Origin of the sequence: Streptomyces sp. MI02-7b (assembly GCF_033793585.1) — a bacterium.
Taxonomy (GTDB): domain Bacteria; phylum Actinomycetota; class Actinomycetes; order Streptomycetales; family Streptomycetaceae; genus Actinacidiphila.
In genome coordinates, this window is the sequence record NZ_JARAWX010000036.1 from 55,633 (window position 1) to 69,802 (window position 14,170).

A 14,170-nucleotide genomic window follows, 5' to 3' on the forward strand; every position below is an offset into this window, starting at 1 on the left:
TGCCGTTGCGGCGAGGATATCGACCCGCCGGGTGCGGCCGGAAACCGTTTACCGCAGGAGCGGCAGCCAGGCGCCCATCACGGCGTACGGACTGGTGGCGCTCGGGAAGTGCACCGGCCGCGCGAGGTCGGTGTAGCCGAGGGCGCGGTACAGGCGCCGGGCCCGGCTCTCGGTGTCGATGGCGGACAGGATGCTGCGCGGCTGGGTGGCGGCGTCGGTGATGGCGGTGATCAGCGTGCGCCCGATGCCGCGGCACTGGAAGTCGGGGTGGACGTGCAGTTCGGTGATGGTGAAGGCGTCGTCGAGCCAGTCGTCGGTGCCGGTGCGGCGCAGGTAGGGCTCGACGACGGTGGACCACCAGTGCGTGCGGTGGTTGGGCATGCCGTAGACGAAGCCGGCCAGCCGTCCGTCCGGGGCGAGGGCGCCGAGCGCGCGGACACCGGGGAAGCCGAGGTGGCGCAGCACGATCTGGCGGCGGATGGCGACCTCTTCCGCGCCCAGCCCGAAGGCGACCGCCTGGACGGCCAGTGCCTCGTCCACCCGCGCCGCCAGGTCGATCGGCTCGACCGCCACGTCATCCATGGGCGGCGACACTACTAGAACAGGACGCTCATGAAAGCGCCGACCTCGGTGAACCCGACGCGGCGGTAGGCGGCCCGGGCGGGCGCGTTGAAGTCGTTGACATAGAGGCTGGCCACGGGCGCGACGTCGCGCAGCGCGTAGTTGAGCACGGCCGCCATGCCGGTCTCGGAGAGCCGACGGCCCCGGTAGTCGGGGTCGACCCAGACGCCCTGGATCTGGCAGGCGTGCCGGGTGACGGCGCCGATCTCGGCCTTGAACACCACCCGGCCGTCCTCGATACGGGCGAACGAGCGCCCGGTGGAGACGAGTTCGGCGACCCGCGCCTGGTAGATCAGGCCGCCGTCGCCGGCGAGCGGGGAGACCCCGACCTCCTCGGTGAACATGGCCACGCACGCGGGCATGATGAGGTCCAGTTCGTCGCGCCGCACCCGGCGCACCCCGGGGTCGGGTTCGACGTCGGCGGGCAGGGCCCGGGTGACCATCAGCGGCTGGTGGGCACGGATCTCACGGGCCGGTCCCCAGCTGCGTTCGAGCAGCGACCACAGGGCGGCGGTGGACTCGGCGGGGCCGACGATCGACGAGCAGCGGCGGCCCGAGCGCAGCGCCCGGTCGGCGAAGGCGCGCACGGCCTCGGGGCCGGCGCAGATGGGCACGAGGTTGGCGCCCGCGTAGCACAGGGCCTCCAGCCGGCCACCGAAGTACCAGCCCCACAACTCGCCGCCGAGTCGCCACGGGTCGAGCCCGGCGACGGCGACCCGGGAGGCGACGAAGGCGTTGGCCACCGGGTCCCGGTCGAGCACCGCGAGGACGGCGTCGAGTTCTCCGGGTTCCAGGACCTTGGTCGTCGTGGTCGTCAACACGTGGGCGCCTCACCGTACGGGCAGCGGTGGTCGGGGAAGTCCCCGAACTTTACCCCGCCGCAGCGCGTTCCGCCCCTGCCGCCCGCATCCCGGGACGGGAGCGGCGACAGGGGCGGGACGGTGCGCATGCGGGGGGAGGGGGTCAGCTGACGGAGACGGAGGGCTCGCCGGAGGCGATGCCGTCGGCTTCCATCTGCTCGGCGAGCTTCATGGCCTCCTCGATGAGGGTCTCCACGATCTTCGACTCCGGCACGGTCTTGATGACCTCGCCCTTCACGAAGATCTGCCCCTTGCCGTTGCCCGAGGCCACCCCCAGATCCGCCTCGCGCGCCTCACCGGGACCGTTGACGACACAACCCATCACCGCGACCCGCAGCGGGACCTCCATGCCCTCCAGACCCGCCGTCACCTGATCGGCCAGCTTGTACACATCCACCTGCGCCCGCCCGCACGACGGGCACGACACGATCTCCAGCCGCCGCTGCCGCAGGTTCAGCGACTCCAGGATCTGGATACCGACCTTGACCTCCTCCGCCGGAGGAGCCGACAACGACACCCGGATCGTGTCCCCGATCCCCTCGCTCAGCAGCGCACCGAACGCCACCGCCGACTTGATCGTGCCCTGGAACGCCGGACCCGCCTCGGTCACCCCCAGGTGCAGCGGATAGTCGCACTGCTGCGCCAGCAGACGGTACGCGTTGACCATCACCACCGGGTCGTTGTGCTTCACCGAGATCTTGATGTCACGGAAACCGTGCTCCTCGAACAGCGAGCACTCCCACAGCGCCGACTCCACCAGCGCCTCCGGCGTGGCCTTGCCGTACTTCTCCAGCAGGCGCTTGTCCAGCGACCCGGCGTTCACCCCGATCCGGATCGGGGTACCGGCGTCGGAGGCCGCCTTGGCGATCTCCTTCACCTTGTCGTCGAACTGCCGGATGTTGCCCGGGTTCACCCGCACCGCCGCACACCCCGCGTCGATCGCCGCGAACACGTACTTCGGCTGGAAGTGGATGTCCGCGATCACCGGGATCTGCGACTTCCTCGCGATGGTGGCGAGGGCGTCGGCGTCGTCCTGCGAGGGGCAGGCGACCCGCACGATCTGGCAACCGGAGGCGGTGAGCTCGGCGATCTGCTGCAGCGTGGCGCCGATGTCCGCGGTGACGGTGGTGGTCATGGACTGGACGGAGACCGGTGCGTCGCCGCCGACGGCCACGGATCCGACCTGGATCTGGCGGCTCTTGCGGCGGTCGGCGAGCTTGATCGGAACGGACGGCATCCCGAGCGAAATCGCGGTCATGTGCGTGGCATCCCCAAAGTACGCGGATCGAGGTCCCGGCGGCGTGGGCGGGCTCCGTTGAACGAGACTACGTCACCCCACCCACGCCGAGGACATCGCGCCTAGGTCAAACGCACCGGATTGATGAGATCCGCGGCCATGACCAGGGCCGTGAAGCAGATGAAGACGCCGGCGATCACATAGGCGACCGGCATCAGCTTCGCCACGTCGAACGGGCCCGGGTCGGGGCGGCGGAAGACGCGGGCGAGGTTGCGCCGCAGCGACTCCCACAGGGCGCCCGCGATGTGGCCGCCGTCCAGCGGGAGCAGCGGCAGCATGTTGAACAGGAACAGGGCCAGGTTGACACCGGCGAGCAGGTTCACCATCAGGGCGATCTTCTGCGTGGCCGGCAGGGGCAGAGAGAAGACGTCACCGCCCAGGCGGGCCGCGCCGATCATGCCGACCGGGGAGTCGGGCTGGCGCTCGGCGCCGTTGAAGACCGAGTTCCACAGCGCGGGGATCTTGCCGGGGAGCGCGCCGAGCGACCGGACCCCGTCCTCCGCCGTCGTGGCCATGTGGTCGACCGACTGGCCGAAGCCCAGCCGCACCACCCCGTTGGCGGGCGTGAAGCCGAGGAAACCGGCCTGGACGTACTGGCCCTTGACCACGAGGCCCTGGCTGTCGGTCTTGACGACCTTGTTGGCGATCAGGTTCGCGTGCAGGTCGACGGTCTTGCCGTCGCGCACCACGGTGATGGTGGCGGGGCCGATCGTCTTGCGGATCTCCTGCTGCAGCACCGACCACTGGCTGTCGTCGACCTTGACCCCGTTCAGGGCCACGATCCGGTCGCGCTTCTGCAGTCCGGCCGCCTTGGCGGGCGCCGCCGGGTACGTGCCCTGCGCGCAGGGGTCCTTGGCGTCCAGGGCCTTGGTGTCGGACGCCGGGATGACGCAGTCGGAGACCGAGCCGACCGTCGTGGTCTGGGTCTGGAGGCCGAAGACCATGAACAGCATCAGGAAGAGCCCGAAGGCCAGGATCAGGTTCATGAAGGGCCCGGCGAACATCACGATCACGCGCTTCCACGGCTTGCGCGTGTAGAACATCCGGGTCTCGTCGCCCGGCTGCAGTTCCTCGTACGCCGCCGAGCGGGCGTCCTCGATCATCCCGCGGAAGGGCGAGGTGGACCGGGCGGTGATCCGGCCGTCGTCACCGGGCGGGAACATGCCGATCATGCGGATGTAGCCGCCGAGCGGGACGGCCTTGACGCCGTACTCGGTCTCGCCCTTGTGTCGGGACCAGATGGTCGGCCCGAAGCCGACCATGTACTGGGGAACGCGGATCTTGAAGAGCTTGGCGGTGGAGAGGTGGCCGAGTTCGTGCCAGGCGATGGAGACCAGCAGACCCACGAAAAACACCGCGAGCCCCAGGACCCACATGAGTGCCGTCATACGCGTGCCGCCTCCGTTGTCGCCTGCTCCGCTTGTTCCGCAGCCAGTTCCCGGGCACGGGCCCGTGCCCAGCTTTCCGCTTCGAGGACGTCCTCGACCGTGAGAGAAGTTCCCGCCGCGGGGGTGCCGTGTTCCTCCACCACCCGCGCGACAGTGTCCACGATGCCGGTGAAGGGCAGCGTGCCCGCGAGGAACGCGGCCACGCACTCCTCGTTGGCCGCGTTGAACACCGCGGGGGCGGTACCCCCGAGGCTACCGACGCGGCGCGCGAGCGCCACCGCCGGGAACGCCTCGTCGTCGAGCGGGAAGAAGGTCCAGGTCGCGGCCTTCGTCCAGTCGCAGCCCGGCGCGGCGTCGGGCACCCGCTCGGGCCAGCCGAGGCCCAGCGAGATCGGCATCCGCATGTCCGGAGGGCTGGCCTGGGCCAGGGTCGAACCGTCCGTGAACTCCACCATCGAGTGGACATACGACTGCGGGTGGACGACGACCTCAATGCGGTCGAAGGGAATGTCGAAGAGCAGGTGGGCCTCGATGACCTCCAGCCCCTTGTTGACCAGGGTGGCGGAGTTGATGGTCACCACCGGTCCCATGTCCCAGGTGGGGTGGGCCAGCGCCTGCTGCGGGGTGACCCCGGCCAGCTCCTCCTTGGTCCGTCCCCGGAAGGGGCCGCCGGAGGCCGTGACGACGAGCTTGCGCACCTCGGAGCGGGCGCCGCCCATCAGGGCCTGGAAGAGCGCGGAGTGCTCCGAGTCCACGGGCACGATCTGGCCGGGCTTGGCCACCGCCTTCACCAGAGGGCCGCCGACGATCAGCGACTCCTTGTTGGCGAGGATCAGCACGCGGCCCGCCTCCAGGGCGGCCAGCGTCGGGCGCAGCCCGATCGAGCCGGTGATGCCGTTCAGCACCGAGTGGCAGGGCCTGCGGGCCAGCTCGGTCGCCGCGTCCGGGCCCACGAGCACCTCGGGCTGCGGGTCGCTCCCGTACCGCTCGGCCAGGGCCTCGCGGAGCGGGCCCGCGGCCTTCTCGTCGGCGACGGCGACCGCCTCGACGCCCAGCTGCAGCGCCTGGTCGGCGAGCAGTCCGACCCGGCCGCCGGCCGCGGACAGCGCGACCACCCGGAAGCGGTCGGGGTTGCGCAGCACGACGTCGATGGCCTGGGTGCCGATCGATCCGGTCGAGCCGAGGATCACGATGTCGCGGGGGCCGTCGTGGGCGGCGGTGGCCGTGTCCGGTCCGGTCGGCCGCAGGTGCGGGTCGGCGAGAGAGTCGGTCATCCCTCCATTGTGTCGGGTCCGCGGCACGCCGAGGGCACCGCCTCCGGGAAGCGGTGCCCTCGGCTGCGGCCGGCCGTTCAGCGGATCGGCCGGTGGACGTTCTCCTTGCCGGAGGGTCCGGGGTCGGTCGCGGCGATCCACGGGCCGTCGCCCGAGGGATCGACGATGCCGGATTCGAGCCAGGTGTAGGCGCCGCCGAGGACGCCGGTGACCACCTTGCGGTCGATGGTGTCGGTGTTGGCCCACAGGCGCCCGAACAGCTCCTCCACCCGCAGCCGCGACTGGCGGCAGAAGGCGTCGGCGAGCTGGTAGGCCTCGCGCCCGTTCTCGCCGCGGCTGCGCAGCATCTCGGCGCGGACGCAGGCCGCGCTCATCGCGAACAGTTCGGCGCCGATGTCCACCACACGGCCGAGGAAGCCCTGTTTGGTCTCCATCCGACCCTGCCAGCGGGACATCGCGTAGAAGGTCGAGCGGGCGAGCTTGCGCGCGCTGCGCTCCACGTACCGCAGGTGCACGGCGAGGTCGGGGTGGCCCGACGGGTGGAAGGCGCCGTAGGACACCGGCAGCTGGCCGGGGCCCGCGACCAGCTTCGGCAGCCAGCGGGCGTAGAAGCCGCCGGCCTTCATGCCCGCCTTGGCCTTGTCGCCGAGGGCCTTGTCGGGGTCGATGAGGTCGCCGGCCACCGACAGGTGGGCGTCGACGGCCTCGCGGGCGATCAGCAGGTGCATGATCTCCGTCGAGCCCTCGAAGATCCGGTTGATGCGCAGGTCGCGCAGCAACTGCTCGGCCGGTACGGCCCGTTCGCCGCGTGCGGCGAGCGACTCGGCGGTCTCGAAGCCGCGGCCGCCGCGGATCTGGACGAGCTCGTCGGCCATGACCCAGCCCATCTCGGACGCGAAGAGCTTGGCGAGCGCGCCCTCGATGCGGATGTCGTTGCGGTTCTCGTCGGCCATCTGGCTGGAGAGCTCCATGACGGCCTCGAGGGCGAACGTCGTCGCCGCGATGAAGGCGATCTTCGATCCGACGGCCTCGTGCTCGGCGATCGGCTTGCCCCACTGCTCACGGGCCACCGACCACTCGCGGGCGATCTTCAGGCACCACTTGCCGGCCGCGACGCAGGACGCGGGCAGCGACAGGCGGCCGGTGTTGAGGGTGGTCAGGGCGATCTTCAGACCGGATCCCTCGGGGCCGATGCGGTTCGCGGCGGGGACCCGCACCCGGTGGAAGCGGGTGACGCCGTTCTCGATACCGCGCAGACCCATGAAGGAGTTGCGGTTCTCGACGGTGATGCCCTCCGAGCCCGCCTCGACCACGAAGGCGGTGATGCCGCCCTTGTGGCCCTCGCTCCTCGGCACCCGGGCCATGACGACCAGCAGATCGGCCACCACGCCGTTGGTGGTCCACAGCTTGACGCCGTCGAGGACGTAGGAGTCCCCGTCCGGAACCGCCGTGGTGGCCAGGCGCGCCGGGTCGGAGCCCACGTCGGGCTCGGTGAGCAGGAAGGCGGAGATGTCGGTACGGGCGCAGCGCGGCAGGAACCGCTCCTTCTGCTCCGGGGTGCCGAACATCTTGAGCGGCTGGGGCACGCCGATCGACTGGTGCGCGGAGAGCAGCACGCCGACGGCGGGACTGGCGGACCCGACCAGGGCCAGCGCCTTGTTGTAGTAGACCTGCGTGAGACCGAGGCCGCCGTATTTGGGGTCGATCTTCATGCCGAGGGCGCCGAGCTCCTTGAGCCCGTCGATGACCTCGTCGGGGATGCGCGCCTCGCGTTCGATCAGCGCGCCGTCCACCTTCGTCTCGACGAAGTCGCGGAGCTTGGCCAGGAACTCCTCGCCACGCTGGACCTGTTCGGTCGACGGTGTGGGGTGGGGGTGGATCAGGTCGAGCCGGAAGCGTCCCAGGAACAGTTCCTTGGCGAAGCTGGGCTTGCGCCATTCCTGTTCACGGGCTGCCTCGGCGACCTGGCGTGCTTCGCGTTCCGAGACGGTGGGGCGGGCTGAACTTGCGGACATGGGAGCATCACCTCGCGTCGTTACCGACCGGTGCTACGTGTTCGTTAGTACCCCGGTTCCGGCATGGTCACCAGCCCTCGCGCACCGCGGGCCGGGCCCGCGGTGCCCTGCGGCCGCCTCGGGCGGCACGGCGGCCGGGGCGCGCCCGACGTCGGCGGCGAGCGCCGCGGTGGCGAGGGCCGGCGGCGAGCGGGCCGTGACTGACGCGGTGTCAACACGATCTCCGCGGGGCGTTCTTCGAGGCCCCGACGACCGCGGCGGGCTCCTGGGACACCCGTCCGCGACACCCGCGGGCACCTCCCGTACGGCACCGGAGCGGGAGTGCCCCGGGGCGGCCGCGCCGGTTCCGGGGGATTCGCCTCGGCGCCCGGCTCCACCCGGGTGAACGCCCGGGCCGCCCCGCCGGCCGGACGCCAAGGGCCAGCGCCTCACGGAGAGTCGGGGAGGACAACGCGGCCGGGGCGCACCGCACATGCGCCCCGGCCGCTGGAGGGATGGCCTACAGGGCGAGCCCGGTCAGCACGAGAACGCGCTCGTAGGTGTAGTCGTCCATCGCGTACTTGACGCCCTCACGCCCGACGCCGGAGTCCTTGACGCCGCCGTAGGGCATCTGGTCGGCGCGGTACGAGGGCGCGTCGCCGATGATGACCCCGCCGACCTCCAGCTCCCGGTGGGCACGGAAGGCGGTCTGCAGGTCGTGCGTGAAGACACCGCTCTGCAGGCCGAACTTGGAGTCGTTGACCACGGCGAACGCCTCGTCGGTGCCCTCGACCCTGTGCAGCGACAGCACCGGGCCGAAGACCTCCTCGGTGGCGATGATCGCGTCGGCGGGCAGGTCGGCCAGCACGGTGGGCTCGTAGGCGGCACCGTCGCGCGCGCCGCCGGTCAGCAGCTTGGCACCCTTGGCCACGGCGTCCTCGACCCAGGATTCGACGCGCCGGGCGGCGTTCTCGTCGACCAGCGGGCCGACGTCGGTCGCCTCGTCCGACGGGTCCCCGGTGACCTGGGCCCTGACCTCGGTCACGACCTTCTCCACCAGCCGGTCGTACACCGCCGCGTCCGCGACGACCCGCTGCACGGAGATGCAGGACTGGCCGCCCTGGTAGTTGGCGAAGGTCGCGATGCGGCTCGCGGCCCACTCCAGGTCCTCCTCGGACGACCAGTCCGCGAGCACGACGGCGGCGGCGTTGCCGCCCAGCTCCAAGGTGATGTGCTTGCGCGGCACCGAGTCCATGATCTGGTAGCCCACCCGGTCGGAGCCGGTGAAGGAGACGACGGGCAGGCGCTCGTCCTGGACCAGCGCGGGCATCCGGTCGTTGGGAACGGTCAGCACGCTCCAGGAACCGGCCGGCAGCTCGGTCTCGGCCAGGATCTCGCCCAGCACCAGGGCCGAGAGCGGGGTGGACGGTGCCGGCTTGAGGATGATCGGCGTGCCGACGGCGATCGCCGGGGCGACCTTGTGCGCCACCAGGTTGAGCGGGAAATTGAAGGGCGCGATGCCGAGCACGCTGCCGCGCGGGAACCGGCGGGTCAGCGCCAGACGGCCCACGCCGCCCGCGTCGGTGTCCAGTCGCTGCGCCTCACCGCTGTTGAAGCGGCGCGCCTCCTCCGCGGCCCAGCGGAACACCGAGACGGCGCGGCCGACCTCGCCGCGCGCCCACTTGATCGGCTTGCCGTTCTCGGCGGTGATCAGGCGCGCGATCTCCTCGGCGCGCTCGGCCAGCCGCTTGGACACGTGGTCCAGCGCGGCGGCGCGCACATGCGCGGGGGTGGCGGCGAACTCAGCCTCGACGGCCTTGGCGGCCGCGACCGCCTCCTCGACCTGGTCCTCGGTCGGCACGCCGACCGAGGCGACGACGCTGCCGTCGTACGGGTTCACGACATCGAAGCTGTCCTCGCCGGTGACCGGGCGGCCGGCGAGCCAGAAGGCGGTGGGGGTGCTCATGCGGACACGGTAGGACGGGCGGCACCCGGACGGGCTTGTCCACGGAGGAGTACGGCCCTGGGGCGATGCGCCGTTTCGGCACGTGCCGTCAGCGGCCGGCGGCCTTCAGGGCGAGCCAGAGCTCCATCCGCACGTCCGGGTCGTCCAGCGAGCGGCCCAGGATCTCCTCCACGCGCCGCATCCGGTAGCGCAACGTGTGCCGGTGCACCCCGAGGTCGGCCGCGGCGGCGTCCCACTGGCCGTGCCGGGACAGCCAGGCCTGCAGAGAGGCCGTGAGGTCGCCGCGGGCGGTGGCGTCGTGCTCCCGCAGCGGACGCAGCAGCCCGTCCGAGAACGCCCGCACGGCGTCCTCGCTCAGCAGCGGCAGCACCGAACCGGAGCCGACCTCGTCGTGCTCGACCACGCTGCGGCCGCGTCGGCGCGCGACCGCCAGCGCCCGTCCGGCCTGCTCATGGGCGGCGGGCACGGCCGCGGAACCGACCGCGGCGGACAGTCCCGCCACGAGGTCGTCGTCGCTGTCGAGCGCCGCCAGGCACGCGGCCAGCACAGCGCCTTCCGCCGAGGCCAGGACGGTCAACCGGTCCCCGTCACGCACCGCCAGCACCGGCTCCGCCGAGCGCAGCGCCGCCGCCTCCACCCGCTCGGCCAGCAGACCCACGGCCTCGACGGCGGCCTCCGCCGGCTCGGCCACCAGCACGCGCACGGGCGCCTCCAGCAGCCCGCCGTACAGCCGGCCCGCCACCGTACGGGCGTGCTCGGCCTCCCCCACGAGCAGCATCCGCAGCAGCGCGCCGCCGAGGCGCTGCTCGGTGTCCTGCAACGTGCGGGACTGCTCCAGGGACAGCGTCAGCAGGGCCACGGCCGCGTGCACGATGTAGCGGGCGGAGGTGTCCAGCCGCTCCTCCGTCCCCACCGCGAGGAAGCCGCGCGGGCGGCGGCCCGTGCCGAGCGACTGCAACTGCACCCGGTCCTCCGTGCCCGCCGGGCCCGCCACGGCCGCGCTCGCCGGCGCCGGCTTCCCGCGCAGCCGGTCCACCTCGCCGGCCAGCCGTGCGGCACGGCGGCCCGCCCAGTCCGGGGCGGCGGCCACCACCGCGCCGGACGCGTCGTACAGCGCCGCCCAGCCGTTCAGGTGCGCCGCGAGCCGGGCCAGCAGCGCGCTCGTCCCGTCCGGCGCCAGCGCGGCCCGGGTCAGCTCCCGCTGCGCCTCGAAGCCGGCCGTCACCGCCTGGTACTGCTCCGCGGCTATCGCCGCCGACACGGCCTTGCTGATGGCGATGAACGGCGTCTTGCGCGGCACCTCCAGCAGCGGCAGCCCGTGCGTCTCCGCGGCCTCCACGAGCGCCTCCGGCACGGTGTCGTGGCTCAGGCCCACGCCGAAGCCGAGCCCCACGACGCCGGCCCGTGCCAGCCGGGTCACGTACTGCGCGAGCGCGTCCGGTGCCCCGCTGTCCAGCTTCAGGCCGGTCGTGAGCAGCAGTTCCCCGCCCTCCAGGTACGGCGCGGGGTCGTCCAGCTCGCTGGTGTGCACCCAGCGGACGGTCGCCGCGTCCGCGTGGTCGCCTGCGGCGAGGGCGGTCAGCTTCAGGGCGGGGTTCCGCAGGAGTGAGGCGAGGGTTGGCGGCACGGTCTTTTTCTCCATCGCGGAGTACGGTCTCTTCCGATTCTGCCTCACCGTATACCTGCGGCGCCGCCAGGTTTTTCCCCCGCCCACCCGCCCGTGTGCCCCAGGAAGTCTGTGCGCCCCGGCGCGCGTTTCGTGGGGTGCCGGGGTCGGGGCCTCCGGGGCTGGCCATTCTGGACAGCACATTTCGGTGCCTCACGCACCCTCAACTGATCACCCCGGGTCATGCACCCAAATATGCTCCACAGTCCAGAACGCCCACCCCTCCGACCCCGCCCCCTCCGTTTCGTATCGCGCCTGATCCCCGGTGGGGGGGTAGTGGCGGCACCGTGCCCGGGGCCCCGTCGGCGCAACGCACGCAGCTGCCCAGGCAGCCGTCACATCGCGCCCACACCGGGAGAGGGGCGGGGCCCGCCCCGGCACGCGTGAGGGGCGAAGGTCACGACCTGGACAGGCCACCGGAGGACCCCCGGCCCCCGCGACAACCGCTGGCGGAGGTGGAGCCGGACAACCACGGCACCCCGAACCGCCCCCGTACCCCCACCGGAGAACAGACCCGAACCCCCTGGCCCTCACGACGGCCAATGGTGGGGGTAGAGCCGGGCAACCGAGGTCACCCGGACCGCCCCCCGTACCCCACCGGGGATCAGGCACGAACACACACGGAAGGGGCGGGGATACCGGAAGAACCCCCCGCCCCCGCGACAACCGCTGGTGGAGGTGGAGCCGGACAACCACGGCACCCCGAACCGCCCCCGTACCCCTACAGGGGAACAGGCCCGGACCCCCTGGCCCTCGCGACGGCCGCTGGTGGGGGTGGAGCCGGGCAACCGGGGTCACCCGGACCGCCTCTATACCCCCCACCGGGGATCAGGCGCGACAACCTACGGAGGGGGCGGGGTCGTAGGGGTGGGTGTTCTGGACTGTGGAGCATATTTGGGTGCATGACCCGGGGTGATCAGTTGAGGCTGCTTGAGGCACCTAAATGTGCTGTCCAGAATGGCCAGCCCCGGAGGCCCCGCACCCGGCCCCCACGAAACGCGCGCCGGGGTGACTGACCGCGCCGGGCACACGGGAGGGCGGGCGGGGGAAAAACCTACGACCGGAGGTCGACCAGGACGGGCGGGGCGTGCTCCCCGCTCGCCGCCGTGAGCGACAGCACCGCGTGCCCCGCAGGGACAACGTGGGCCAGGTCCGACGCGGACCACCGCTCCCGTTCGACCTTGCGCACCGTGACGGACTCCGCCGTGACCGCCTTGCCCGTGACGAGCCGCCGCACGGTGTGCAGCACCCGCGTGAGCGGCTCGTCCGCGATGATCTGGCGGTTGGTGACGTCCTGGACGTCGACCCATTCCTTGCCCCAGACCTCCGCGAACCGGGCCCCGTCCCAGGCGGTGACCCCGGAGAGCGCGGCGCGGCAGCCCACGGCGCCGAGGAGGGCGGCGCGCAGGGGCTCGGGGACGTCGTCGAGGGTGCGCAGGGTGAGGACGGCCCCGGCGTTGGCGGACCGCATGCGCTGGAGGCCGCGCACCGACTCGGCGGTGACGGTGTGGGAGGCGTCGTCGAGGACGAGGCAGGCGAAGAGGGAACGGTCCTGCCGGGCCACGGCGCACTCCGCGAACTGGGCGAGGACCAGCCGCGCGAGGATGCGGGAGACCTCGGCGTGGCCGCGTTCGGGGAGGTCGATGCGGACCCGGAGGGGGTGTTCCAGGCCGCGCAGGGAGAAGGGGTGGCTGCCGCCGGTGGTGTCGAAGAAGCCGGCGAACGCGGGGCGGTCGAGGAGGGCGATGCGGTCGGCGAGCAGCGGTCCCGCGTCGCCGGGGCGGGCGGACTGACGTTCGCGGGCGTCGAGTTCGCGCAGCTGGGCCTGGGCGACGGGGCCGCGGTCCTGGAGCGCGGCGCGCAGCGCGGCCAGCGCCGCGGGTGTGCCGTCGAGGAGTTCGCGCAGTTCGGGGACGGAGGGGAAGCGGCCGTGGGCGGCGTGGAAGGGCCCGAGCAGCTGGGCGAGCGCGGTGGCGGCGCGCCGGCTGTCACCGCCGGGGAGGGCGGCGGCGAGGTCGCCGACCAGGGCTTCGGCGAGGAAGCCCGCGGCCTCGTCGGGGTCGCCGGCGCCGCCGTAGAGGTCGAGGTCGTACGCGGAGTCGGGACGGCCGATCTTGACGACGACGTCGAAGGACTCGTCCGGGGCGAGCCGCGCCCCGTCCGTGCCGACGGCGACGACGGCCGCCCGCCCGGCGAGGGCCTGCAGGCACATGAACTCCAGGACCGGCCGCACGATGCGCACGGTCTTGCCGGAGCCGGGTGGTCCCACGGCGAGCAGGGAGGTGCCGAGCACGGAGGTGTCCAGGGCGAACCCGGCGCCGCGGTGGGTGCGGGGGTTGCGCTCGTCCTCGGCGGCGGTGCCGATGCGGACCTGTCCTGCGGACAGGTCGTGCCGGGCGGCGCGCACCGGCAGGTCGCGGGCGCCGCTGGGGTGGGCGCAGGCGGCGGCGCCGTAGCGGAGCACGGTGTCGGTGAAGGCGGGGAGCCGGCCGGGCTCGGACCGCACCGACTGCCAGGCGCGGGTCAGCCGGGCGAAGTCGACGTCGTTCATCCGCCCGTCGCGCGCGTCACCGGCGAGCCGGTCCGCGGCGTCGACGGCGCCGCCGTCGCGCAGCGCGGGGAATTCCGCCGGGTCCTGCCGCGGGTCGGCGGGCGGCCGGCCGGAGGCGGCCGGGTCCTCCTCGCGGGCCCGCTGGAGGGGGGCGGTGATGTAGCGGCGCCACATCTCGGGCCAGCGGCCGAGCCGGGCGAAGAAGATCAGCAGCGCGCCGCCGACGATCGCGTAGTAGAGGTACGAGGCCCAGGCGTAGGCGGTCTGATTGCCGCCGGCATGGCGCCAGGAGTCGGGGGTGACGGCGAGCAGGGGCCACAGCCAGTAGCTGCCGAGGTAGCCGTTCCACAGCAGGGACCACAGGAGCCAGCCGCCGAGGAAGGCGATGACGGCGCCGCTGACGAGCTGGCGGCCCGGCACGGCCTCGGGGTCGTCCGCGGGTCGCGGGCGGTGGCCCTCGCGCCACACGCCGGGCTCCGCGGTGGGGCGCGGCGCGCGCAGCCAGGCGACGAACCCGGCGCCGTCGGGGCCGGCGGGCGCGGTGGCGCCCGGG

At 72.8% G+C, this 14,170-nt stretch carries 9 protein-coding genes; all 9 read right to left on the reverse strand.

The genetic code is table 11. The features are described 5' to 3' along the window. Positions 1 to 48 precede the first annotated feature (48 nt). Complete coding sequence (locus tag PV364_RS37320) at positions 49 to 582, reverse strand: GNAT family N-acetyltransferase (protein WP_319665376.1); 534 nt, start codon at positions 580 to 582, stop codon at positions 49 to 51. Between the two features lie 14 nt (positions 583 to 596). After that, the gene (locus tag PV364_RS37325) at positions 597 to 1,442 is read right to left on the reverse strand and encodes a GNAT family N-acetyltransferase (protein ID WP_319665377.1); all 846 of its coding nucleotides are present in this window, start codon (positions 1,440 to 1,442) and stop codon (positions 597 to 599) included. A 142-nt stretch (positions 1,443 to 1,584) separates the two neighbouring features. Next, positions 1,585 to 2,739, reverse strand: a complete 1,155-nt coding sequence (gene ispG, locus PV364_RS37330; RefSeq protein ID WP_319665378.1) for a flavodoxin-dependent (E)-4-hydroxy-3-methylbut-2-enyl-diphosphate synthase — start codon at positions 2,737 to 2,739, stop codon at positions 1,585 to 1,587. A gap of 101 nt (positions 2,740 to 2,840) precedes the next feature. Next, complete coding sequence (locus tag PV364_RS37335) at positions 2,841 to 4,166, reverse strand: site-2 protease family protein (RefSeq protein ID WP_319665379.1); 1,326 nt, start codon at positions 4,164 to 4,166, stop codon at positions 2,841 to 2,843. Continuing rightward, positions 4,163 to 5,440 carry a 1-deoxy-D-xylulose-5-phosphate reductoisomerase gene (gene dxr / locus PV364_RS37340; RefSeq protein WP_319665380.1) on the reverse strand — a complete coding sequence of 426 codons (1,278 nt, stop codon included), beginning with the start codon at positions 5,438 to 5,440 and terminating at the stop codon, positions 4,163 to 4,165. Before dxr ends, PV364_RS37335 begins: the two co-directional genes overlap by 4 nt. Before the next feature lie 77 nt (positions 5,441 to 5,517). Next, positions 5,518 to 7,455, reverse strand: a complete 1,938-nt coding sequence (locus PV364_RS37345) for an acyl-CoA dehydrogenase family protein (protein ID WP_319665381.1) — start codon at positions 7,453 to 7,455, stop codon at positions 5,518 to 5,520. Positions 7,456 to 7,954: 499 nt separating this feature from the next. Further along, positions 7,955 to 9,400, reverse strand: a complete 1,446-nt coding sequence (locus PV364_RS37350; protein ID WP_319665382.1) for an aldehyde dehydrogenase family protein — start codon at positions 9,398 to 9,400, stop codon at positions 7,955 to 7,957. A gap of 88 nt (positions 9,401 to 9,488) precedes the next feature. Then, positions 9,489 to 11,027 (reverse strand): PucR family transcriptional regulator, encoded by a 1,539-nt coding sequence (locus PV364_RS37355; protein WP_319665383.1) that lies wholly within the window; start codon positions 11,025 to 11,027, stop codon positions 9,489 to 9,491. A gap of 1,093 nt (positions 11,028 to 12,120) precedes the next feature. Continuing rightward, positions 12,121 to 14,170 (reverse strand): ATP-binding protein (locus PV364_RS37360; protein ID WP_415924663.1); only part of this gene is annotated, 2,050 nt, incomplete at its 5' end.